General features: G+C 62.3%; 20 protein-coding genes. 12 read left to right on the forward strand and 8 right to left on the reverse strand.

The features are described from left to right. Positions 1-100: 100 nt before the first annotated feature. Entirely contained in the window at positions 101-748 is a 648-nt protein-coding gene (locus KOL99_RS10705; RefSeq protein ID WP_216510473.1) for a hypothetical protein, read from the reverse strand. Between the two features lie 335 nt (positions 749-1,083). Between KOL99_RS10705 and KOL99_RS10710 the strand changes: the two genes are divergently transcribed. The 5 genes from KOL99_RS10710 (at position 1,084) to KOL99_RS10730 (ending at position 6,061) form a co-directional block, all read left to right on the forward strand. Further along, complete coding sequence (locus KOL99_RS10710) at positions 1,084-1,968, forward strand: ExeA family protein (protein WP_236026050.1); 885 nt, start codon at positions 1,084-1,086, stop codon at positions 1,966-1,968. Between the two features lie 25 nt (positions 1,969-1,993). After that, positions 1,994-2,839, forward strand: coding sequence for a hypothetical protein (locus KOL99_RS10715; RefSeq protein WP_216510474.1), 846 nt, complete (start codon positions 1,994-1,996; stop codon positions 2,837-2,839). A 5-nt stretch (positions 2,840-2,844) separates the two neighbouring features. Then, positions 2,845-3,126, forward strand: a complete 282-nt coding sequence (locus tag KOL99_RS10720; RefSeq protein ID WP_236026052.1) for a YcgN family cysteine cluster protein — start codon at positions 2,845-2,847, stop codon at positions 3,124-3,126. A gap of 180 nt (positions 3,127-3,306) precedes the next feature. Continuing rightward, positions 3,307-4,560, forward strand: coding sequence for a DUF6178 family protein (locus tag KOL99_RS10725; protein WP_216510475.1), 1,254 nt, complete (start codon positions 3,307-3,309; stop codon positions 4,558-4,560). Positions 4,561-4,840: 280 nt separating this feature from the next. Next, positions 4,841-6,061: a hybrid sensor histidine kinase/response regulator gene (locus KOL99_RS10730; RefSeq protein WP_216510476.1), complete on the forward strand. Its 1,221-nt coding sequence runs from the start codon at positions 4,841-4,843 to the stop codon at positions 6,059-6,061. Here KOL99_RS10730 and mtaB read toward each other — a convergent pair. The 4 genes from mtaB to KOL99_RS10750 form a co-directional block, all read right to left on the reverse strand. Further along, positions 6,058-7,353 carry a tRNA (N(6)-L-threonylcarbamoyladenosine(37)-C(2))-methylthiotransferase MtaB gene (gene mtaB / locus KOL99_RS10735; RefSeq protein WP_216510477.1) on the reverse strand — a complete coding sequence of 432 codons (1,296 nt, stop codon included), beginning with the start codon at positions 7,351-7,353 and terminating at the stop codon, positions 6,058-6,060. The two genes, KOL99_RS10730 and mtaB, sit on opposite strands and share 4 nt — an antisense overlap. 227 nt (positions 7,354-7,580) lie before the next feature. Next, complete coding sequence (gene cysE / locus KOL99_RS10740) at positions 7,581-8,249, reverse strand: serine O-acetyltransferase (protein WP_216510478.1); 669 nt, start codon at positions 8,247-8,249, stop codon at positions 7,581-7,583. Positions 8,250-8,570: 321 nt separating this feature from the next. Beyond that, the gene (gene miaA, locus KOL99_RS10745) at positions 8,571-9,509 is read right to left on the reverse strand and encodes a tRNA (adenosine(37)-N6)-dimethylallyltransferase MiaA (protein ID WP_236026054.1); all 939 of its coding nucleotides are present in this window, start codon (positions 9,507-9,509) and stop codon (positions 8,571-8,573) included. Continuing rightward, positions 9,506-10,867 carry a S41 family peptidase gene (locus tag KOL99_RS10750; RefSeq protein ID WP_216510479.1) on the reverse strand — a complete coding sequence of 454 codons (1,362 nt, stop codon included), beginning with the start codon at positions 10,865-10,867 and terminating at the stop codon, positions 9,506-9,508. Before KOL99_RS10750 ends, miaA begins: the two co-directional genes overlap by 4 nt. Before the next feature lie 202 nt (positions 10,868-11,069). Between KOL99_RS10750 and KOL99_RS10755 the strand changes: the two genes are divergently transcribed. Next, on the forward strand, positions 11,070-11,660 hold the full coding sequence (locus KOL99_RS10755) for a DUF502 domain-containing protein (protein ID WP_216510480.1): 591 nt from the start codon (positions 11,070-11,072) through the stop codon (positions 11,658-11,660). A 9-nt stretch (positions 11,661-11,669) separates the two neighbouring features. Then, the gene (locus KOL99_RS10760; RefSeq protein ID WP_216510481.1) at positions 11,670-12,641 is read left to right on the forward strand and encodes a D-2-hydroxyacid dehydrogenase; all 972 of its coding nucleotides are present in this window, start codon (positions 11,670-11,672) and stop codon (positions 12,639-12,641) included. A gap of 136 nt (positions 12,642-12,777) precedes the next feature. Here KOL99_RS10760 and KOL99_RS10765 read toward each other — a convergent pair whose 3' ends face one another. Together KOL99_RS10765 and KOL99_RS10770 are read right to left on the reverse strand one after the other, a co-directional pair. Next, positions 12,778-14,535: a sensor histidine kinase gene (locus KOL99_RS10765; RefSeq protein ID WP_216510482.1), complete on the reverse strand. Its 1,758-nt coding sequence runs from the start codon at positions 14,533-14,535 to the stop codon at positions 12,778-12,780. Beyond that, positions 14,532-15,212, reverse strand: coding sequence for a response regulator (locus tag KOL99_RS10770; protein ID WP_216510483.1), 681 nt, complete (start codon positions 15,210-15,212; stop codon positions 14,532-14,534). The genes KOL99_RS10765 and KOL99_RS10770 overlap by 4 nt, the downstream gene beginning before the upstream one ends. A gap of 489 nt (positions 15,213-15,701) precedes the next feature. Between KOL99_RS10770 and KOL99_RS10775 the strand changes: the two genes are divergently transcribed. From KOL99_RS10775 to KOL99_RS10785, 3 genes are all read left to right on the forward strand, one after another. Further along, positions 15,702-17,351 (forward strand): AMP-binding protein, encoded by a 1,650-nt coding sequence (locus KOL99_RS10775; RefSeq protein ID WP_216510484.1) that lies wholly within the window; start codon positions 15,702-15,704, stop codon positions 17,349-17,351. A 125-nt stretch (positions 17,352-17,476) separates the two neighbouring features. Next, the gene (locus KOL99_RS10780; protein WP_216510485.1) at positions 17,477-18,667 is read left to right on the forward strand and encodes a M24 family metallopeptidase; all 1,191 of its coding nucleotides are present in this window, start codon (positions 17,477-17,479) and stop codon (positions 18,665-18,667) included. Positions 18,668-18,883: 216 nt separating this feature from the next. Beyond that, positions 18,884-20,209 (forward strand): citrate (Si)-synthase, encoded by a 1,326-nt coding sequence (locus KOL99_RS10785; RefSeq protein ID WP_216510486.1) that lies wholly within the window; start codon positions 18,884-18,886, stop codon positions 20,207-20,209. Positions 20,210-20,522: 313 nt separating this feature from the next. Here the strand turns inward: KOL99_RS10785 and amrA are convergent, their stop codons facing one another. Further along, the gene (amrA, locus tag KOL99_RS10790; RefSeq protein ID WP_216510487.1) at positions 20,523-21,068 is read right to left on the reverse strand and encodes an AmmeMemoRadiSam system protein A; all 546 of its coding nucleotides are present in this window, start codon (positions 21,066-21,068) and stop codon (positions 20,523-20,525) included. Between the two features lie 494 nt (positions 21,069-21,562). Here amrA and KOL99_RS10795 point away from each other — a divergent pair, with 494 nt between their 5' ends. Then, entirely contained in the window at positions 21,563-21,763 is a 201-nt protein-coding gene (locus tag KOL99_RS10795; RefSeq protein ID WP_183346630.1) for a hypothetical protein, read from the forward strand. Positions 21,764-21,911: 148 nt separating this feature from the next. Further along, positions 21,912-22,325: a nucleoside-diphosphate kinase gene (ndk, locus tag KOL99_RS10800; protein ID WP_183346629.1), complete on the forward strand. Its 414-nt coding sequence runs from the start codon at positions 21,912-21,914 to the stop codon at positions 22,323-22,325.

Here is a 22,325-nt window from a genome sequence, read left to right on the forward strand (position 1 = left end):
GCAAGGTGGGTCTGCTCGGCAATCAGATGACGCTGGCGGGGATGCGGGCGGTGTGAAAATAGTAACGCCCGCTGACGCGGGCGTTTTGGCGGGCAGTTAGTTAGGTGGGCATGAAGAAGAGGGGAGGGGTCCAGGGGCCGGGACCTTCCGGCATGATCCACCTCATCCTAAAGGCGTATTGCTGCCCTGGGGTCAATCCCTCCAGTTCCATGTTTTTGAATTGGGCGAATACGGCGGCATATTTCCAGTTTCCTTCCACGGTGGGATCGCCTGTCGTCGTGTGGACCTCGCAGCTTGCCGCGCGTGCCAGTTTCCTGGCCTTGGCGACGACCGCGCCTCGTTTTACCCCTTGGGACATTACCACGTTTGGATAGGTCGCCAAGTGTTTTACCTGGGAGGCGGTAGACTCCTTGATGTAGTCAAAGCCGGTAGAGGCGAGAATCTCGACATTGCCTTTGGCGACCAGATCGACATAATCCGCCAGCTCATTCAGTTCATCGATAAGCTTGGCACGCAGGCTCTTACGCTGGGCGAGACTCTGCTTCGCACCGCTACGGGCTTCGATGCAGGCGTTATCAAAATTCCCCAGTGTGCCCTTTACTTGCGCCAGAGGGGTGACGCCTTCAGGATAGGGTTCCTTGATATGAGGGTTGTCGGTCAGCGAGGTGACGATTACCTTCCCTTGTGCGCTCAGGCTTGCGTCGTTTAGACGGCCAAAGCTGCGTTTGACCTTCGGTTTTTTGCCCATGTGCACTCTCCTTTTTATTGGTTTTTGCTAATACAACGTCGGAAGTGTCGCACGATTATCTCGGAATGCAAGCCGCTAAAAATACCTAACCCGCTCCCCTTGCTGCTGCCTCCGTTTGGCAGATGATTGCAGTCCTTGTCTGGCCGGACGCTGCGAATAATGAAAAACTCGGCAGGGATGAAGGGGGGGGGCAGGGATAGCTGCCGCCCTTTGGATCCTTGTAAACGTTCTCCGGCGATGGATCCCCCGCCCCTCGTACCCCTTTCCCCTTTATTTCTCAGCAGATTCGCGCTATATTCACTCCCTCGACAACGGCACCGTTATAAAGGACCCACATGCCTGCGATGTACTGCGAGTTTTACGGCTTCAGGGAGAGCCCGTTCACCATCACCCCCAATCCCCGCTTCCTGTTCATGAGCGAGCAGCACCGGGAGGCCTACGCGCACCTGATCTACGCGGTGGACAACCGCGCCGGTTTCGTGGAACTGACCGGCGAGGTCGGCACCGGCAAGACCACCCTTTTGCGCACCTTCCTGAACCGTCTGGACCAGGAGGGGCACCGCACCGCCCTCATCTTCAACCCGTGTCTCTCTGACCTGGAGCTTTTGAAGAGCGTGAACCGCGAGTTTGGCCTTGTCTGGGAGTCGGAGAGCAGGGTGGAACTGCTGCAGGGACTGAACGCCTTCCTCTTGGAGCAGAAGCAGGCCGGGCGCAGCGTGGTGCTGGTGATGGACGAGGCGCAGAACCTTCCCATAGAGGTGCTGGAACAGATCCGCCTCATCTCCAACCTGGAAACGGAAACGGACAAGCTGATCCAGATCGTTCTCTCCGGGCAGCCGGAACTGCTGTCGGTTCTGGGTCGCAAGGAGTTGCGCCAGCTGAACCAGCGCATTACGGTGCGCTACCATCTGCTCCCGATGGATTACGAGAGCACGCAATCCTACATCGATCACCGCATGGAACTGGCGGGGTGCTACCGCGCCGCCGAGTTCTCCAAGGCCGCCATGAAGCACGTCTACCGCTTCTCCGGGGGGGTGCCTCGGCTGGTCAACGTGGTCTGCGACCGCGCGCTCCTGATCGGGTTCACCGAGGAGGCCCGGACCATCACCGGGAGCATGGCGGCACAGGCCGTCGCCGAGGTTGGCGGTCGTTCCCCGTACGGGCTCGCGGCGCAGGTGCTGCGGCGCCTGACCGGCGGCCTGCCGCGCTGGCGCGGCTGATTCCCTTTACACTTTCGAGGAGTTTATGAGTTCGATATTGAAGGCATTGGAGAAGGTGGACGAATCGCAGCGCTCCCGCCGTCCCGCCGGCACCGGTGGGCTTCCCAAGGGGAGGGGGCGTCGTCCCGCATGGATGATCCCGGTATGGACTCTTGCTGGAGCAGCCATCGCCACGGTGGCAACCTACGGCCTCATGGGCGGCTTCTCCCGTCCGGCCACGCCGGCTACCGCGACGGGCGCCGACGTCGTGGCGACTCCCCCCCCGGTGGCCGCCGCTCCCGCCAAGGCGGCGCCAGTTCGTCTGGACGCCAAGGAGGTGGTCACCGAGCAAAAGTCTACCGCCCCTGCAACCGTCCCCGCCTCGTCCGCTAAACCGGCGCGCGCTGTTGCCGCACCCGGCGGGGTCGCGGCTAAACCGGCTCCGGTTTCTGCCGCCCCGACGAAACAGGCGGCGCAACCGGTTGTCAAACCGGTCACCCAGGCGGCTGCCAAGGCGGCTGCTCAGCCCCAGATCGCGGCCAAGCTCGCGGCGAAGCAACTGGCGCAGCCCTCCGTCGCCGCCAAGGCTCCTGCCGCTGCCCAGCCCACAGCCGTGCACCAGGCGGTGGTGCAACCGGCACCGGTTGTTGCCGCATCGGCTCCGGCCGCGGCACCGGCGGCCCCGCAGAAGTCCCGACCTGAGATCCGCGTGACCGGCATCGCCTGGCAAAATAGCAGCGAGTCGAGCTTCGCCATGGTGAACGGTACTGCGATGCGCCAGGGGAACGTTGTGAATGGCTACAAGATCGAGCAGATCTACGAGGACAGCGTCCGTTTTTCCAACAGCAAGGGCAACAGTCTCGTGGTGCCGCTGGGGGCGGGCGAGGAGTAGGACGCATGTCACCAGGACCCGAAATGGACCAGCAGCAGTGGGAGGCCCTTTGCGAGCAATGCGGCCTTTGCTGTTTTGAGAAGCTGGAGGATGAGGACGGCAGGATCCTGTTCACCTCGACCCCCTGCCGCTACCTCGACATCACCACCCGGCGCTGCAAGATCTACCAGAAGCGCTTCAAGATCTTCCCCGAGTGTGTCCAGCTCACCCCGGAGCTGGTCAAGGAGTTGAAGTGGCTGCACCGAAGCTGCGGCTACAAGAAAGCGATGCGCAAAGGGATCCTTTAACCGCATGTAACAGGGATAAAAGGGATCAAAGGGATAAAGTCAAAAACGGGTTGTTAACGCGAAGGCGCAAAGGCGCGGAGTAAACAAATACAGGTGCAGGGATTGGGTTGAACAACTCCTTTCGGGGGTATCCCCTTCATCCCTTTTATCCCTGTTAAGAACGGTTTTAAAGGGAGTCAAATGGCAGAAAATAAGCAGGTGGCAGCGGTGAAACTTTCCGGGCGCGATTTCCAGGCGCTTACCCTCCAACAGAAAAAAGCGTACCTGGCAACGGTTTCCGGCAAGGAAAAGCTGGACCTTATCGTCGACGACCCCGAATCTAAAAGGCTTGCCACCGGCCTGCAGCCGCAGGAATTCTTCTGGCTCATGAAAGAGGTGGGTGAGGCGGATGCCGTGGACCTGCTGCGCCTGGCTTCCGCGGACCAGTGCGTCTTCATCCTGGACATGGAACTTTGGGACGGCTGGACCTTCTCCGAAGAGCAGGCCTGTCACTGGCTGACCTACTTCATCGAGGGGGGGGAGTCGCGGGTTCATGAGCTGCTCAAGCACCTCGACTACGAGCTGCTGCAACTGCTGTTAAGCCGCGAGATCTTCGTCGGTGGCGGCATCGGCGACCACTCCGACGACGAGGAGCGCTTTGCCGACTACGACCACACCTTCGACGACGTCTTCATGATCAAGTTCAAAAAACCCGAACACAGCCAGTTGATCGGGTCCTTCCTCTCCATGCTGGTCAAGCTGGACAACGGGTTGTACACCGCCCTCATGGAAGGGGTGAAAGGGGACGTCGACCTGGAACTCGAGGAGCAGTGCCAGCGTTTCCGCACCGGCAGGCTGCAGGACCTCGGCTTCCCGCCGCTGGACGAGGCGCTGTCGATCTACGCGCGCATCCATCCGGACCGTTTCGAGCTGCAGGGGGGCAAGGAACTCGCTTCTGCCGGCGAGGGGGGGCAGCTGATGCCCGTCTTTGCCGACGAGGGAACCCTGCTGTCCCGCGCGCTCGCGCTTGCCGGGTCCGACGTCGTACCGCAGGAGCTGAATTACCTGGTCAACAGCGCCCTGGTTGCCGAAGGGGCCGCCTTCCACGAGCCGGAGTCCATGCTCGGGGTGATGCACCGGGTCTGCGGCTACCTCAACATCGCCCTCGAGACGCTGGCGCCCGGAGATGACGGCAAGGCGGCGCGGATTCTGGCGGAGGAGGAGCTGAAGCGCTTGTTCCAACTGGGGTACAGCATCGTGCTGCAGCTCAAGTTCACCGCGCGCGACACCGAAACGGTCGATTACGCCACCGGAAAGCTCCTGGCCGGGCTGAAGTCCAAGCGTCCCCGTTTCTACCGCGGGCTCGACGCCGACGGTGTCGACGGCTACCGCGAGTTCCGCGACCTCGCGGACGTGCGGCGGGTTGCCGACCTGCTGTCCCAGTTGCAGGGATAAGCAAACCTTTTTTAACGGGGTGAAGGGGATAAAAGGGATAAAGGCGTAAAGTCTGGTTTGTAAACGCGAAGACGCAAAAGGCGCAGAGCGAATATATAAGCCAGAACCAGCTTGGGGGCGAACCGAAAATCTTTGTGGGATCCCCTTCATCCCTGATATCCCTGTTTAACAGGTTTTTTCGTCGTTCCCGTCCGCTACTACCCCTCCATTTCCGTTTCTTGCAAAGTACGGCCTCATTGATATCCTTTCAGGCATTTGCCGCAGCCATTAAGGGGGTAGGATGAAGGTCCTGGTCGTCGACGATTCCAGAAGCGATCGCAAGGTCATCCGCTACAACTTGGAGTGGCACGGCTGCCATGTCGTCGAGGCTGCCAACGGCAAGCAGGGACTCGAGGTCGCGGCTGCCGAATCCCCCGATCTCATCATCTCCGACTGCCTCATGCCCGTGATGGACGGCTTCCGCTTCCTCCACGAACTCAAGAAATTCCAGGCACTCCGCAAAATCCCCTTCATATTCTATTCGGCGATCTACACCGGCAGCAGGGAGGCGGAACTCGCCGCCGCGCTGGGCGCCACGGCGTTCCTGGAAAAACCGATGCGCCCGGACGAGTTGTGGGATGCGGTGGGGCGGCTCTTGGCGGCCGATCTCGCGAGCGAACGGGAGGCGGCGCCGCGCCCGATGCACGAGGAGGAGTTCCTCAGGGACTACAGCCAGGTGGTGGCAACCCGCCTGGAAGAGAAGGTGCGGGAACTGACCGAGGAGAACGAGAGCCTGCTCCGGCTGAACGGCGAGTTGGAGCGCAGGGTGGTGGAGCGGACCGCGCAGCTGGAATCGGCGAACCGGGACCTGGAGATGTTCAGCTACTCCGTTTCGCACGACCTGCGGGCGCCCTTACGGCACCTGGAGGGTTTCAGCCAGGCACTCACCGAGGAGTACGCGACCAGGCTCAACACCATAGGCAACGACTACCTGGACCGGATCAGGAGATCCACCCGCCGCATGGCGGATATGCTCGACGCGATCCTGGAACTGTCCCGTAGTGTCAGGGGTAAACTCACCAGGCAGGATGTGGACCTGACCGCGCTGGCAGGTGAGATCACGGGACAACTGCGGCGTTCGCAACCGAAGCGGACGGTCGAGTTCCACGTGATGGAGGGGATGGTGGCGCGGGGCGATGCCCGCCTCTTGAGGGTGGTGTTGGAGCACCTGATAGGGAATGCCTGGAAGTTCACCCAGCCGAAGGAGCATCCCGTGGTGGAGTTTTTCCCCACCGAGTGGGACGGGCACTCGGCATTCGCGGTCCGGGACAACGGGACGGGGTTCGACATGGCCTACGCGGAGAAGCTGTTCTCCCCGTTCCAGCGCATGCACAGCCAGGAGGAGTTCCCCGGCCGCGGCATAGGTCTTGCCATCGTGAAGCGGATCGTCAGCCGCCATGGCGGCAAGGTGAAGATAGAAGCGGAACTGGGGCGGGGGGCCACGGTGACCTTCACCGTCTAGAGTGGCGCCAGTTTCCCAATCAACTCCCCGCCGCGGGTCCCGGTGATGAGCACGGCGACCTCCTGGTTGACCAGCCCCTCGCACTCCTCGATGAGCACCGGAAGGTAGTTCCTGGATAACCCCTTGCGTCCACCCTCGTCCTTTTGCACCAGCACCTGCAGTTCCCGTCCGACGAAACGCGCCGCGTATTCAGCCTTTTTCTTTTCCGACAGGGTCCGAAGCGCCTCGGCGCGCTCCTTGATCACCCGCGGCTGGACCTGCGCAGCCATGGTCGCCGCCGGGGTGCCGGGGCGCTGCGAGAAGGGGAAAACGTGCAGGTACGCCAGGGGGAGCGACCCGATGAAGGAAAGCGTCTCCTGGAACTCCTCCTCGGTTTCACCGGGGAAGCCGGCGATGACATCGGAGCCGATGCTGACGTCGGGCATGGCCGCGGCCAGCGCCTCCACCACGCGGCGGAACAGGGCGGTGTCATAGCCGCGGTTCATGCGGGCCAGTACGCCGTCGGAGCCGCTTTGCAGCGGCAGGTGCAGGTGAGGGCAGACCATCTTGGAACCGGCCATGAAGTCGATCATCTCGGCCGGCACCTCGGTCGGTTCCACCGACCCGATACGCAGCCGTCGCACCACCCCCTGGCGCTCCGCCAGGCGCATCAGGCCGAGGAGGTCCGTGGGGGGCTCGAGGTCGAGGCCGTAGGCGCCCAGGTGGATGCCCGTCAGCACGATCTCCTGGAAGCCCTTGGCGGTGAAGGCCGCCATACCGTCCAGCGCCTCCTGCGGCGCGACGCTCCTGCTGGCTCCCCGGGCGTAGGGGACGATGCAGTAGGCGCAACGCGCGTCGCAGCCGTTTTGCACCTGGAGGAAGGCGCGGGTGTGTTCCGCAAAGCTTTCCAGTTGTGTTCTCTCTCCCGAGCGCTGCCGCGAAATGTCGCTCACCACCGCCTGGGGTACATCGCCCAGCCCCTTGATGAAGCCGACGATGTCCTTCTTCTCGCTGTTGCCGAGGATAAGGTTGACCCCCGGCAGTTTCAGCAGTTCGTCTCCCGCCATCTGTGCGTAGCAGCCGGTGATCACCACGCGCGCCTCGGGGTTCATGCGGGTGGCGCGCCGGATCAGGCGGCGGGACTCGGCATCGGTCTTGGCCGTGACGGTACAGCTGTTGATGACGTAGATGTCCGCGCTTTCGGAGAAGGGGACGAAGCTGTAGCCGTCGCGCTCGAGCGCTTCGGTCATGGCGGCGGATTCGAACTGGTTGATCTTGCAGCCGAGGGTGGTAATCGCGATTCTTTTGCTCATAAAAACCTAAAATAAACAGGGATAAAGGGGATGAAGGGGATAAGAAAACCTTTAACGCCAAGACGCCAAGGCGCAGGGACGCTAAGAAAAGGCATGTTGGGGAACAACAAAATCATAAGCCTTAAAGAATGAGGTTTCCTTGCGCCTTGGCGGCTCCGCGTCTTTGCGTTAAAGCTTTTGATCTTCTCCGGGTTTTATCCCTTTTATCCCCTTCATCCCTGTTGGTGTTAGCCGATTTTCTTCTTGAGCGCCTCGTGCTCTGCGGCGAGCGCATTGTACTTCCTCTCCAGTTCACGGATCTGGTCGAACAGACAGGAGATCGCCTTGGCCTCGGGGTCGGGCATCTTGCCGTGCTCGAGGTCCGGACGGTCCAGCGGCTTCTCGGTCGCCATCACCACGCGTCCCGGTATGCCGACGACGGTCGAGTTGGGGGGGACTTCCTTGACCACGACCGAGTTGGAGCCGACCTTGCTGTCCTTGCCCACGGTGAAGGGGCCGAGGATCTTGGCGCCGGAGCCGATCACCACGTTGTCCATCAGGGTGGGGTGGCGTTTCACCTTCTCCCAGCTCACGCCGCCGAGGGTTACCCCGTGGTAGAGGGTGACGTTGTCGCCGATCTCGGCGGTCTCGCCGATGACCACTCCCATGCCGTGATCGATGAAGAACCCCTTGCCGATGGTGGCGCCGGGGTGGATCTCGATGCCGGTCATGAAACGGCCGATGTGGGAGGTGAACCTGCCCAGGAAATAGAACTTGTGCTTCCAGAGCCAGTGCGCGACACGGTGGAACCAGAGCGCGTGCAGGCCGGGATAACAGAAGATCACCTCCAGCACGCTTCTTGCCGCCGGATCCCTGTCAAACACCGCCTTAATGTCCGATTTGAGTCTTGCAAACATCGGTACCCTCCCTGGCTCTCAGTGCGTTAACGAAACAAGCACCATCTGCTTCGCCTTTTTTTTCGTAACATACCACACTGATTACGTCAATAATTAACTGCCGCGATCGTCTCACGCCCGTTCGCTACGCTCGCTCAAGACGCAAAGGCGCAAAGGAAACCTAAGCAAAGGCATTTAACAGGGATAAAAGGGATCAAAGGGATAACCCCTGAAACCAAAAGATCTTGGGTTAAGACCCAAACGTCTGTTGGTCTTGCCTGGCTTCGCGCCTTTGCGTCTTCGCGTGAGAAGGGTTTTACGCCTCTATCCCTTTCATCCCTTTTATCCCTGTTTGAACGATAGGCCTTTGCTGTTGAGCAGCTCCAGCGACTCGGCCAGCGGATCTCCTGCCCCCTCGACCCAATGGATCACCGTGCCGTGGCTCTGCATCCGCCTGAACCAGTTCTCCTGCTTCTTGGCGAAGTCGTGGATGGCGGCGTTGAGCTTCTGGAACATGTCGTTTCTGGTGATCTCACCCTTCAGATAACGCGCCACATAACGGTACTCAAGACCGTAGAACTCGAACTTGTCCCAACCGGTGCCGGCTTCATGCAGCCGCCGCACCTCCTCGATCATGCCGGCCTCGAGCCGCTCCTTGAGCCTCAGGGTGATCCGCTCCCTGAGCTGCCCGCGCTCCCACCGGATGCCGATGGTGAAGGGGGTGATCGCCGGCCACGGCTCCTTAGTGCCCCCCTGGTACTCCGCTATCTCTATGGCACGCAGCAGACGGCTGCGCTCGGTGAGGTCGGTGTTGTTGTGCAGCCTGGGATTGGCGCGGACGAGCCGGTCGGCGAGTTCCGTCATGGAGAGGGGGGCGAGTTCACGCCTCAGCGCGGGATCCTCGGGGACCTCCACGAGACGGTAGCCGCGCAGCACGCAGTCGAGGTACATGCCGCTGCCGCCGACCAGGACCGGCAGCAGACGGCGGCTGGAGATGTCGGCGAAACAGTCGAGGAAAAGGCGTTGGAACTGGAACAGGTTGAATTCGTGGCCGGGAGGGGCCACATCGATGAGGTGGTAGGGGACCCCTTGGTACTCGTGCAGGTCCTTGCCGGTGCCGATGTCCATGCCGCGGTACACCTGGCGGGAATCGGCGGAGATGATCTCGCCCCGCAACCTCTGGGAAAGCTGCACCCCGAGGCGGGTCTTTCCGGAGGCGGTCGCCCCGAGTATCACCAGCAGGTTCGGGGTGCCGGGCGTATCGCCGCCCGTGCCGATCAACGGAGCAGTCCCTTCTTCAGGACGTTGACTCCCTTGAGCAGTTCCAGGGCGCGGGCGAGCTGGTTGTCCTTTTGCAACAGTTCTGCCTCGCTCAATTCCTTGCCGGCGCCGTTCACGCGGGGCAAAAGGACCGGGTGCGCGGGTTTGGCCGGTGCGGGCGGCTTGGTCTCCGGCACCTCCTGCATGTGCCCGTCGAGGTCCTGCTCGCGGAGTTCCGGGTCCTTTTCCTTCTTCCCCGCCGCCGGTTTCGCGGCGAACTCCACCACGATGTCGGGGGTGATCCCCTTGGCCTGGATGGAGCGCCCGCTCGGGGTGTAGTAACGGGCGGTGGTGAGCTTGAGGCCATCGCCGTTGTTGAGGGACATGACGGACTGCACGCTCCCCTTGCCGAAGCTCTGGGTACCCATGATCACGGCACGCTTGTGGTCCTGCAGCGCGCCCGCCACGATCTCGGATGCGGAGGCGGAGCCGCCGTTGATCAACACCACCATGGGGTACTTGGGCTCCTTCTCGCCGATGGTCGCGGTCAGGGTCTGCACGGAGGCCGCGTCGCGCCCCTTGGTGGTGACGATGTCGCCGTTGGTGAGCCCTTCGCCGATGAAGCGGTCGGCGACACGGTAGGCCTGGTCCACCAGCCCGCCCGGGTTGTAGCGCAGGTCAAGCACCAGCCCGGAGAGGGGGGCGCCGTTGTCGGCCGCCAGCGTCTTCAACGCCTTCTCGAAATCCTCGCCGGTCCGTTCCTGGAACTCGGCGATGCGGACGTAGCCGTAGCCGGATTCCAAAAGACGGGCCTTGAGGCTCTTGGTCTTGATGATGGCGCGGGTCAGCCGGAAGCTGAGCGGTTTCGCCGCCCCCTCCCTGATGATGGTGAGGGTCACCTGGGTGCCGGGTGTGCCGCGCATCCTGCTCACGCACTCGTTGATGGGGAGATCCTTGGTGGGCTTGCCGTCGATCTGCGCGATGTGGTCGCCCGCCAGGATGCCGGCGCGAAAGGCCGGGGTGTCCTCGATGGGGGCGTTCACCATCAGCTTGCCGTTACGCATGTCCAGTTCGATCCCGACGCCGCCGAAGGCGCCGGCCATGTGCACCTTCATCTCGGAGTACTCGGTGACCGGAAGGTAGAGGCTGTGCGGGTCGAGCGCGGCCAGCATGCCGTTGATGGCGCCGGTCATGAGCTTTTTGTCGTCCACCTTGTCGACGTAGCTCTCCTTGACGATGTCGACCACCTCTTTGAACATGGAGATGTACTCCGCCTCGCTCCTGCGGGCGCGCTCCTCCTTGTCCAGAAGGGGCGCGAGGAAAAAGATACTGGCGAGGACGGCGGCAAGGGCCGTTATGGCGAACGTTTTTTTCAACATCGGGGGAGCCTTTGACGTGGAACCTGGGGGATAAAGCCGCGAACGTGTTACTGTAGTTTTTGCGCGTGTCGTTGTCAACTGCTATTGCCCCACCTTCGTCCCTGAAGGGGCCACGTCCGTATTCGTTTCCAGAACCCAAAACCGTTGACACTTCTACCGGTTTTGTTGCATAACCCAGACGAAGTCCATAACGGAGGCGCACGTGGAGAAACTGGTCAAACATTTCAAGGGGAAATTCATCACTGGGCTGTTCGTGGTGGTCCCCCTGGGCATCACCATATTCATCCTGAAGTTCCTGTTCAACTTCGCGGACGGCATCCTGGGGAGCTACCTCGATTCGCTTTTGACCGCGCTCATCAGTGACCACATCTACATCCCCGGCCTGGGCATGCTGACCGGCGTCATCGTTATCTACCTCTCGGGTGTGCTGGCCACCAACGTGATGGGGACCAGGATGCTCAGGTGGTGGGATGACCTCTTCTCGCGCATCCCCCTGGTGAAGTCGATCTACAACTCGAGCAAACAGCTGACCCAGGTGTTCAAGGAGGGAAAAACCTCCTACCGCAGGGCCGTCTTCGTCGAATGGCCGCGCAACGGGGTGCGCGCCGTGGGGTTCGTGACCGCCGAGGTCGAGCGCGACGGCGAGAAGCTGGTGGTGGTCTACGTCCCGACCATGCCCAACCCCACCTCGGGCTTCGCCCTGTTCTTCAGGGAATCCGAGGTCTACGACTGCGGCATGACTGTCGAGGATGCGGTGAAGTTCGTGGTTTCCGGCGGCGTGGTGGTGCACTAGGGAGGTTTCGTGAAGATCGTGGTGCTGGATGGCTACACGCTGAACCCGGGGGACAACCCCTGGGACGAGGTCGCCGCTTTCGGGGAACTCGTGGTGCACGAGCGCACCCCCGATGACCTGGTGCTGGAACGCTGCCGCGGCGCGCGGATCGTGCTCACCAACAAGACACGGCTTTGCGCCGCCACCATCGCGCAGCTTCCCGACCTGCGGCTCATCTGCGTGCTGGCGACCGGCTACAACGTGGTCGATCTCGCCACGTCGGCGGAGCTCGGCATCCCGGTGGTCAACGTCCCCGAGTACGGCAGCGACTCGGTGGCGCAGCACGCCATTGCCCTGCTGTTGGAGCTCACGAACCGCGTGGCCCAGTATCACGCCGCGGTGCAGCGGGGGGAATGGTCGCGCTCCGCCGATTTCACGGTAATGGCGCAGCCGCTGACCGAACTCAAGGGGCGCTCCCTCGGTATCGTCGGTCTGGGTAGTATCGGCGCCCGGGTCGCCGCCGTCGCGCAGGCGCTCGGGATGGAGATTCTCGCCTACAACCCGCGCCACCGGCCCGCGTCAGGAGATCTGGCGGTGCGGTGGCTGGAACTCGATGAGCTTTTCGCCCAGGCGGACGTGGTCAGCCTGCACTGCCCGCTCAACGCGGACAACGAGGGGATGGTGAACGCGGCACGGCTCGCCCTGATGCGGCCCCACGCCCTCCTCATCAACACCGCGCGGGGCGGGCTGGTCAACGAGCGGGACCTGGCGGACGCGCTCAACGGCGGCGTGATCGCCGGCGCCGCCGTCGATGTCGCGGCCCGCGAGCCGATCCCCGCGGACAGCCCGCTGCTGTCGGCCCAAAACTGCATCATCACCCCGCACATCGCCTGGGCCACCCTCGCGGCGCGGCGCCGCCTCATGGCGATCACCGCCGGCAACATCGCCGCCTTCCTGGCGGGGACGCCGCGCAACGTGGTGAACGGGGTACCGGCGAGGTGACGTCCCGGGTGCCCCCGGTTCCGCGCCCCTAAGGGAGCGGGCAGGAAGAGGGGCGTTCCGCCAGACCGGACGCGAAAAAGCCGGGGGAGGGGGAGCGTCCGCCCGGCTTTTTTCGCGCCCAGTCGAAAGGCTGATGCTATGCGTTGGCCCTGGGGAGGGTGAAGGAGAACACGGAACCTTGTCCGGGGGTGCTCTCCACGAAGACGCCGCCGCCATGTGCCTGGACGATGTGCTTGACGATGGAAAGCCCCAAGCCGGTGCCGCCCCGCTCGCGGCTGCGCGCCTCGTCGACCCGGTAGAACCGCTCGAAAAGGCGGCCGAGGTCCTTGCCGGGGATGCCGATCCCCTGGTCCCGCACCGAAACCCGCACCATGTCTCCCTCGCCGGCCGCATCGACCCTGATTGTGCTGCCGGTGCCGCTGTACTTGATGGCGTTGTCCAGCAGGTTTATCAACACCTGGTCCAGCCGGCCACGGTCGGCCATGACGCTCGCCGCCCCGCCGTTGCCGACCCACTCCATGGCGATTCCCTTAGCCTCCGCGCGCTGCGCGACCAGCAGAAAGGCCTGCCGGACGGCATCCTCGATCAGCACGCTCTGCGGCTGCATGGCGAGCTCGCCCGACTCCAGCTCGGAGAGGGCGAGCAGGTCGCGTACCAGGCTGGAGAGGCGCTCGGCGTGGTTCTGGATGATGGCGAGGAAACGGTCCCGGCGCGCCGGATCGTCGGCCAGGTCGCCCGAGAGCAGCGTCTCCGCGTACCCCTTGATCACGGTGACCGGCGTCCTCAGCTCGTGGGAGACGTTGGCGACGAAATCGCGCCGGATCCGGTCCGCCCTCTTCATGGCGCTGATATCGTGGAAAACCGCCACCACGCCGCGCAGCTTCTCCCCCTCAAGCAAGGGGACCCAGTGCACCAGGGCGGCCCTGCCGTCGGGGAGGGTGAGCTCCTGGTGCTCCTCATGCCTGCCGGCGAGCACCTGCCGGCAGAAGGTGTGCAGGTCCGGGTGCCGCGTGATCTCCAGCAGCTGCTTGCCGATGACCTGGTCGGTGGCGCCGAACATGTCGCGGAAGGCGGGGTTCACCAGGGTCACCACGGCGGCCGCGTCGGTGACCATGACCCCTTCGCCCATCCCCCCCAGGATGGCATCCAGGCGGTTCTTCTCCGTGGAAATCCGTTCCAGCTGCTGCTCGATCCGGGCCGCCATGTCGTTCATCACCTGCGCCAGTTCGCCCATCTCGTCCGAGCTGCGCACCGCGATCCTGGTGCCGTACTCGCCATGTCCGATGCGCGCGGCGCCGGCGCTGAGGGTCCTCAGGTTGCGCGAGTTGACGTTGGAAAGGATGTACGACAGTAATAGCGAAGCCGCCACCGCCACCGCCAGCGCCGCCGCCAGGGTGCGCTGCAGCTGCACCTTGGCCTGCTCGAGGCCGGAGAGCGGCAGGGCCAGGCGGATGACGCCGCCAGCGCCGAAGGAGGAGGCGACGTACATCATGTCGGTGTGGAGCGTCGCCGAGTAGCGGATGGCGCTCCCGGTACCGCTGCGCAGGGCCTGGCGCACCTCGGGGCGGTCGCCGTGGTTTTCCAGCCGCCCAAGTTGCGCAGGAGCGACCTCGGAATCGGCCACCACCTCGCCGTTTCGGGCGATGACGCTCACCCTGGCCCGGATCGCGCGCGACAGCGACCCCGTGACATCCGGCGCGTCCCGGCGCAGGTCGCGGATCTCCTTTGAGGCCATCAGGGAGGCGACCCGCGCCTCGTCCTCGAGGTGGCGCCTGGTTCCGGAGGTGATGGAGTCTTCCAGGTTGAGGGAAAGGTAGCAGTAGAGGCCCGCGCCAAGGAGGAGCACCAGGATGAGGTAGGAGGCCATCAGCTTCGAGCGGAAGGTGCTGGTCATGGCTTTTCCAGTTTGTAGCCGAAGCCGCGCACCGTCTTGATCAGGTCGCCGGCGGGGCCGAGCTTCGTGCGCAGCCTGGTCAGGTGCGTATCGACGGTTCGCGTGTCGCCCAGGTAGTTGTAGCCCCAGACGTTTTGCAGCAAAAGCTCCCGGCTCTGCACCCGGTCGGTGCGCTCGGCCAGGTTCATCAGCAGCTTGTATTCCGTAGAGGTGAGCGCCACCTCCTTGCCGCCGACGCTGACCAGGTGACGCTCGGTATCGATGACCAGGTCGCCGATCACCAGGGTCGCCGCCTTGGGACTCTGCTCGCTGGTCCTTCTCAGCACGGCCCGCACCCGCAGCATCAGTTCGCGCGTCGAGAACGGTTTCACCACGTAATCGTCCGCACCCACCTCGAAACCGACCACCCGGTCGATCTCCTCCCCCTTGGCGGTGAGCATGATGATGGGAATGGCAGCGGTCCGCTCGCCGCTTTTCAGGACCCGGCAGAGCTCGGTCCCCATCATCCCGGGGAGCATAAGGTCGAGCAGGATCAGGTCCGGCAGCGCGTTCCTCGCCTCCAGCAAGCCCGCGTTGCCGTCACTGGCGACGATGGGCCGGAAACCTTCCTTCTCCAGGTGATAAGCGATCAGCTCCGCGAGGTCCGCTTCGTCCTCGACCACCAGCACCGTCTGCATCGATTCTTCCTCCTGGCGGGAAACCCTCAAGCTTTCCCTGGGTGTAAAGGCTTGTAATGTATACGTAAAAGCCGCAGCTCCACATGCGCTGTGGAAAGCGCTGTGGATAAATTGTGGAACCGGGACAAAAGCGCTTTCACATTGCGGGGATCAGCGTTTTGCCTAAGATTTGGGCAGCGCACCGGCGGGGGGGGCGTGACGCAACCCCAATGATTCCGGCGACTTCCTGCAAGTGTGGGAACGGCTGGGCGAAATCCTGTCAAGCTTTTTCTTCAGCCCCCCGCGCGACGATCCCGGCTCCGGCAGGCCCGACCATATATAAGTTCATTGAACGGGCATTACAAGAGCTTTCAGCATGGCTCGCGTCCGCCGCGAAGCGCACCATAAAGCTTGTTGACATGCCGCAGGCGCTGTGATAGATCGAAAGCGCTTTATTTTAATGACTTAATGGGCATAACAAAAGTTTCGCGAAAGGAAACAGGGGGACTCATGACACAACAGATCGAACTCACGGTCGGGGCATTGCTGGACGATATAGCCGCGAGGTTCCCGGATAACGACGCGCTGGTCTACGTCGAACGCGGCCTGCGTTACAGCTATCGCGAGTTCAACGAAAGGTGCCGCCAGGTGGCCAAGGGTCTCTTGCGCATGGGGGTCAAGAAGGGCGACCACCTCGCCATCTGGGCCTACAACGTGCCGGAGTGGGTCACGCTGCAGTTCGCCACCGCCAAAATCGGCGCGGTGCTGGTAACGGTGAACACCAGCTACAAATCGGCGGAACTCGAGTACCTCTTGAAGCAGTCGGACTCCAGCGTGCTGTTCCTGGTGCAGGGCTTCAAGGACACCAATTATATAGAGACCCTGGAGAGCGTGGTCCCGGAACTCGCCGGCAGCACCCCCGGAGGGCTCACCAGCGCGGCGCTTCCCTGCTTGAAGCACGTGGTCTTCATCGGCGACGGGGCTCCCGACGGGATGATAAACTTCGAGAGCATCGTCGAGCTCGGCAAGGAGGTCTCCGACACCGAACTTGCCGCGGTGGAGGCGACCCTCTCCACGTACGATGTCATCAACATGCAGTACACCTCCGGCACCACCGGTTTCCCCAAGGGGGTCATGTTGACCCACCACAACGTGGTCAACAACGGCTTCAATATCGGCGAGTGCATGCGCTTCACTGAAAGGGACCGCCTCTGCATCCCGGTCCCCTTCTTCCACTGCTTTGGCTGCGTCCTGGCCGTCATGGCCTGTGTCACCCATGGCACCACCATGGTTCCCGTGGAGATTTTCGATCCCCTCAAGGTGCTGCAGGCCATCGAGAAAGAGCGCTGCACCGCCGTGCACGGCGTCCCCACCATGTTCATCGCTGAGCTCGAGCACCCCCGCTTCGCTGAGTTCGACCTGACGTCGCTGCGGACCGGCATCATGGCGGGTTCCAACTGCCCCATCGAGGTGATGCGCCGCGTCATCCGCGACATGCACGCCAGCGAGATCACTATTGCCTACGGCCAGACCGAGTCCTCGCCGGTGATCACCCAGACCCGCACCGACGACCCGATCGAGCTGAAGGTCGCCACCGTCGGACGTGTGCTCCCCAACGTGGAGCTGAAGATCGTCGACATCGAGACCGGCGCGGAGCTCCCCCCGGGGAAGCAGGGGGAACTGTGCACTCGCGGCTACCTGGTCATGAAGGGGTACTACAAGATGCCGGAGGAGACCGCCAAGGCGATCGACGCCGACGGCTGGCTGCACACCGGTGACTTGGCCGTCATGGACGAGAACGGCTACTGCAAGATCACCGGCAGGATCAAGAACATGATCATCCGTGGCGGCGAGAACATCTACCCGCGCGAGATCGAGGAGTTCCTCTACACCCACCCGAAGATCTCGGACATCCAGGTCTACGGGGTCCCCGACCGCAAGTACGGCGAGCAGGTGATGGCCGCGGTGGTGCTGAAGCAGGGGAGCGAGATGACCGAGGAGGAGGTGAAGGAATTCTGCCGCGGCAGGATCGCCAACTACAAGATCCCCAAGTACGTCCGCTTCGTCGATTCCTACCCCATGACCGCCAGCGGCAAGATCCAGAAGTTCAAACTGCGCGAGATGGCGATACGCGAACTGCAACTGGAAGAAAATGTCTGATAGCCGGCACAGCGTTGCTAATAACCCCTTGATCTGACAGGCCCGCGGGGTTGACGCGCTACCGATTGTGAGTTATCTTTCCTTCTCCTCCTCATGAGATCGTTCATGGGGAGAGAGGAGGGGATATGCGGCTCACGCCGAAGAACGAACTGGAATACCGCTACAGGAAGCTGCAAGTCGAGATGGCGGCCGCGGGCATGGACGCGGTCCTCATGGTGCAAAACGCCGACCTGTTTTACTTCACCGGAACCGTGCAGGCCGGTGTGCTCTACGTTCCCGCCTCCGGGCGTCCGCTGTACCTCGTGCGCCGCGACTTCATGCGGGCGCGCATGGAGAGCGGCCTCGCCGACGTGGTCCCGCTGCCGTCCCTAAACGAGCTCGCCGGGCTCATCACCGATCACGGCCACCCGCCGCCGCGACGTCTCGGTCTCGAGCTGGACGTCCTGCCGGTCAACCTCTACCAGAACTACCTTTCCCTGTTTCCCGACACCCGGGCGCTGGACGCCTCGCCCGCCATCAGGCGGGTGCGCATGATCAAAAGTCACTACGAGATCCACATCCTCCAGGACGCCGGCACCCAGGCCGACAAGATGTACCGGCGCGCCGCCGAGGTGATCCGCGAGGGTATGAGCGAGGTCGAACTCGCCGCCGAGCTGGAACGGGTGGGGCGCCAGGAGGGGCACCAGGGGTACGTCCGGATGCGCGCCTTCAACGGCGAGCTCTCCGGCGTCCAGGTCCTCGCCGGCGCCGACGGCGCCGCTCCCGCCTGCACCAACACCGCCCTCGGGGGGATGGGGCTCACCCCCGCCTTCGGGCACGGCGCCAGCTACAACAGGATCCGGCGCGACGAGCCGATCATCGTCGACTTCGCCAGCTGCTACGACGGCTACCTCGCGGACCAGACCCGGGTCTTCGCCATCGGCTCGGTCTCGGAGCGCATGCGGCGCGGCTACGAGGAGATGCTGCGCGTCGAGGAACTGATGGTGGAGCGCGCGGTGGAAGGGGCCAGCTGGGGTGGAATCTACGACGCCTGCGTGGAGCTGGCGCGGCAGATGGGGTACGCCGAGCACTTCATGGGGAGTTCCGGCAGTCAGATCTCTTTCATAGGCCACGGTCTGGGCATTGAAATAGACGAATATCCTTTCATAGCGAAAGGGTTCTCTGAAGAGACCCTGAAGGTCGGCATGGCCTTCGCCTTCGAGCCGAAACTCGTGTTTCCCGGGGAGGGCGCAGTCGGCATCGAAAACTCTTTTTATCTCTCCGAACAGGGACTTAAGCGTCTCACCTTCTCAAGTCAGGAACTGGTACTGCTGTAACGTGAATTAAAATGTATGCAAAATACTAGAACACAATTTTTTTGTGTTGAAATTGGATCTATGCGGTGGTATACATTTGAAAAATCTTTGTATACAGTATACCTACCTCACGCAACCGGCCGACTGCCATCATCGACCGGCACGGTGTCAGCGGGCGATTCGATTTGGTAATTCCACGTATGTACCTCAACCCCAACAGCAAAGGAGATCTGGCACATGACGCAATTAAAAGAGAAGTTATTTGAGAAGATCCAGGCCCACCGTCCCCGCATCACCAGACTGACCAAGGAGTTCGGCTCCGTGATCATCGACAAGGTGGACATCGGTCAGTGCATCGGCGGCGCCCGCGACATCAGGTCGCTGGTCACCGACATCTCCTATCTCGACCCGCAGGAAGGCATCCGTTTCCGCGGCAAGACCATCCCGGAGACCTTCGAGGCCCTGCCGAAAGCTGCTGGCTCCGAGTATCCGACCGTCGAGTCCTTCTGGTACTTCCTGCTGACCGGCGAAGTTCCGACCCTGGACCAGGTCGCCGCTGTTGAAGCTGAGTTCAAGACCCGCCAGGTTGTGCCCGAGTACGTCTACACCGCCGTACGCGCCCTCCCGAAAGAGAGCCACCCGATGGTCATGCTCTCCGTCGGCATCATGGCGATGCAGAAGGATTCCAAGTTCGCTGCTTTCTACAGCGGCGGCAAGTTCAACAAGATGGACGCCTGGGAGTACGTGTACGAGGATGCCAGCGACATCGTCGCCCGTATCCCGGTTCTCGCCGCCTTCATCTACAACCTGAAGTACCGCGGTGACAAGCAGATCAGCATCGATCCCAAGCTCGACCTGGGCGCCAACTTCGCTCACATGATCGGCCAGAGCGACCAGTACAAGGACGTGGCAAGGATGTACTTCATCCTCCACTCCGACCACGAGTCCGGCAACGTTTCGGCCCACACCACCCACCTGGTGCACTCGGCCCTCTCCGACCCGTACTACGCGTACGCCGCGGGCCTCAACGGCCTGGCCGGCCCGCTGCACGGCCTTGCCAACCAGGAAGTTCTCGGCTGGATCATGGAGTTCCAGAAGAAACTCAACGGCGCCGAGCCGACCAAAGAGAACGTCACCAAGGCGCTCTGGGATACCCTCAACGCCGGCCAGGTCGTTCCGGGCTACGGCCACGCCGTTCTCAGGAAGACCGACCCGCGCTACACCGCGCAGCGCGAGTTCTGCCTCAAGACCCCGGGCCTCAAGGACGATCCGCTGTTCAAGCTGGTCGCCATGATCTTCGAGACCGCACCGGGCGTCCTCACCGAGCACGGCAAGACCAAGAACCCCTGGCCGAACGTCGACGCGCAGTCCGGCGTCATCCAGTGGTACTACGGCCTCAAGGAGTGGGACTTCTACACCGTTCTCTTCGGTGTGGGCCGCGCCCTGGGCTGCATGGCCAACATCACCTGGGACCGTGGCCTTGGCTACGCCATCGAGCGTCCGAAGTCCGTCACCACCGACATGCTCGAGAAGTGGGCTGCCGAGGGCGGCAGGAAGATGTAACAGGCTTCGCCGCATCGACCGCAAAACAAGAAGGGGGGACACGCGAGTGTCCCCCTTTTCTTATGGTGCAGTGGGGAGTGCCAGTCGTCGACGGGATTGGGGCATGGGCCTGGCGCGCCTGGCAGCGGTACTCCAAGGCAAATCCCCTCTGTCTCCCCTTTATAAAGGGGAGGACGCGGGGCTCGTGCGGCGCTTCGTGGACATAGGTGGTTCCTGTGGCCCAAAGCGCTGTCGGGGAAGATGGTGAGTTGCGGGGGGGGGGGGAGTGAGGGCCGCCCAGGGGATGAGCGGCTCTTGGGTGGAAGCGCTACTGTTATTCGCCGAACACCTCGGCGCTGAACACGTAGAGGTCGGCTCCCTCCTTCCAGTCCTCCTTTTTCAGGCCCGCTTTTAGGGCGGTCTGGTTCAGGAAGGTCTCCCGGTCCCAGTTGTGCTCCACGGCCACCTGCGGGAGCAGCACGCCGCGCGAGAAGTTCTTCTCCAGGTACAGCCCATGTTTGCCGACCTCGACCTCCTCGGGTGACGAGATCTTGCTGAGCGGCGACAGCACGGAGATCTCCAGCTCGAATTCAACCAGGTCCGCCTCCTTCATGGGATAGAAACGGGGATCCCTGGTGGCGGCGGAGGCGGCCATCTCCTGTACCAACTGGTAAAGCGGCTTGTCCGAACTGAAGTTGCCGATGCACCCCCTCAGGGCTCCCTGCTTCTTGATGGTGACGAAGCATCCCTGGGGCGTGGCGAGCTTGGGGTTCTCCACTTGCTGCATTTTCAGTTTTCCGGTCTGGACGGTGCCGGTGATCGCCTCACGGGCCAGCTGCAACAGGATCGTCTTGTCTTTGGAATTGAGCGTATCGGTCACGGGTCCCCCCTTGGTGGCGTTGCGCAGGCTCGCCGGAGATTAATGGGGCCAAAATAATATATTTACGAGCCGTTTACAAGAAAGAACCGTGCTCCCTCCCCCGATTCACCCCCGTTTTTTCCGCTCCTTCCGGCGCCGGGCGGGGTGGAGAGTCCCCGTCGGGGCGCGCAGGAGGAGGCGCCTGGGCGGGGTGGACCCGGTTGTGGCGCGCCTTCGGCGATGTTTCGACGCGGAAACGGCAGGTTGCGCGACCGGTGCCTTTTGCCCGGGACGGCTCCGTCGGCAGCGTCCGTGGATATTCGGCGTGCTGCATGTTTGGCGCGGCCGTCCAAAAGTTCGGGATAATCGTTTAATATTTTTTTGCGATTTCCAGCTTTAAAAAGTATTGACTTTTCCAGGAATGCTAGTATATTCGGCCTTTGTTGTCGCACGAAAAAAACCATGCGCTTTGCGCAGTAATGGTAAATCTAAAAAGAAAAGAGGTGATATCGTCAATGAAAAAACTGATCTCCTTGGCACTTTGCCTGGCTCTGGCCCTGTCCTTTGCTGCTGGCTGCAAGAAGAAAGAAGAGGCTCCGGCTGCTCCGGCTGCTGAGCAGGCTGCTCCGGCCGCTCCGGCTCAGGCTCCGATGTCCTCCGCTAAAGCTCCGGAAGCTGCTCCTGCTGCTCCGGCCGCTCCGGCTGAGAAGAAGTAAGCTGAAACAGGGCCTCCCTGTTTCACGAAGCCCACAGATCCATCTGTGGGCTTTTTTTGTCTCTCTATCCGGCCATTTGCCTTGACAACGGGCGGACCGGAATGCTAATTAGAAGGGTCGTCAACTATAATTGATTTCGGAGGAAACAATGGAAAGAACATTTGCCATCATAAAGCCTGATGCGGTCGAGCGGAACGTCACCGGCAAGGTACTCGCCATGATCGAGGCGGGCGGCTTCAAGATCGTCGGCATGAAGAAAATCCTTCTCTCCAGGGCACAGGCCGAAGGCTTCTACTACGTGCACAAAGAGCGTCCGTTCTTCGGCGACCTCTGCACCTTCATGTCCCGCGGCCCGGTCATCGCGCTGGTGCTGGAGAAGGAAAACGCCATCGCCGACTGGCGCGGCCTGATGGGCGCCACCAACCCGGCCAACGCCGAGGCGGGCACCATCCGCAAGGAACTGGGCGTGAGCATCGAGGAGAACACCGTTCACGGTTCCGACTCCCCGGAGTCCGCTTCCTACGAGATTCCCTATTTCTTCAATCAGCTGGAACTGGTTTAA

Origin of the sequence: Geomonas azotofigens (assembly GCF_018919395.1) — a bacterium.
GTDB lineage: Bacteria > Desulfobacterota > Desulfuromonadia > Geobacterales > Geobacteraceae > Geomonas > Geomonas azotofigens.

What these genes read in the sequence shown, in the direction of transcription:
- KOL99_RS10705 (WP_216510473.1), bottom strand. Translation starts at nt 748, where the DNA reads ATGGGCAAAAAACCGAAGGTCAAACGCAGCTTTGGCCGTCTAAACGAC.
- KOL99_RS10710 (WP_236026050.1), top strand. Translation starts at nt 1,084, where the DNA reads ATGCCTGCGATGTACTGCGAGTTTTACGGCTTCAGGGAGAGCCCGTTC.
- KOL99_RS10715 (WP_216510474.1), top strand. Translation starts at nt 1,994, where the DNA reads ATGAGTTCGATATTGAAGGCATTGGAGAAGGTGGACGAATCGCAGCGC.
- KOL99_RS10720 (WP_236026052.1), top strand. Translation starts at nt 2,845, where the DNA reads ATGTCACCAGGACCCGAAATGGACCAGCAGCAGTGGGAGGCCCTTTGC.
- KOL99_RS10725 (WP_216510475.1), top strand. Translation starts at nt 3,307, where the DNA reads ATGGCAGAAAATAAGCAGGTGGCAGCGGTGAAACTTTCCGGGCGCGAT.
- KOL99_RS10730 (WP_216510476.1), top strand. Translation starts at nt 4,841, where the DNA reads ATGAAGGTCCTGGTCGTCGACGATTCCAGAAGCGATCGCAAGGTCATC.
- mtaB (WP_216510477.1), bottom strand. Translation starts at nt 7,353, where the DNA reads ATGAGCAAAAGAATCGCGATTACCACCCTCGGCTGCAAGATCAACCAG.
- cysE (WP_216510478.1), bottom strand. Translation starts at nt 8,249, where the DNA reads ATGTTTGCAAGACTCAAATCGGACATTAAGGCGGTGTTTGACAGGGAT.
- KOL99_RS10750 (WP_216510479.1), bottom strand. Translation starts at nt 10,867, where the DNA reads ATGTTGAAAAAAACGTTCGCCATAACGGCCCTTGCCGCCGTCCTCGCC.
- KOL99_RS10765 (WP_216510482.1), bottom strand. Translation starts at nt 14,535, where the DNA reads ATGACCAGCACCTTCCGCTCGAAGCTGATGGCCTCCTACCTCATCCTG.
- KOL99_RS10770 (WP_216510483.1), bottom strand. Translation starts at nt 15,212, where the DNA reads ATGCAGACGGTGCTGGTGGTCGAGGACGAAGCGGACCTCGCGGAGCTG.
- KOL99_RS10775 (WP_216510484.1), top strand. Translation starts at nt 15,702, where the DNA reads ATGACACAACAGATCGAACTCACGGTCGGGGCATTGCTGGACGATATA.
- KOL99_RS10780 (WP_216510485.1), top strand. Translation starts at nt 17,477, where the DNA reads ATGCGGCTCACGCCGAAGAACGAACTGGAATACCGCTACAGGAAGCTG.
- KOL99_RS10785 (WP_216510486.1), top strand. Translation starts at nt 18,884, where the DNA reads ATGACGCAATTAAAAGAGAAGTTATTTGAGAAGATCCAGGCCCACCGT.
- KOL99_RS10795 (WP_183346630.1), top strand. Translation starts at nt 21,563, where the DNA reads ATGAAAAAACTGATCTCCTTGGCACTTTGCCTGGCTCTGGCCCTGTCC.
- ndk (WP_183346629.1), top strand. Translation starts at nt 21,912, where the DNA reads ATGGAAAGAACATTTGCCATCATAAAGCCTGATGCGGTCGAGCGGAAC.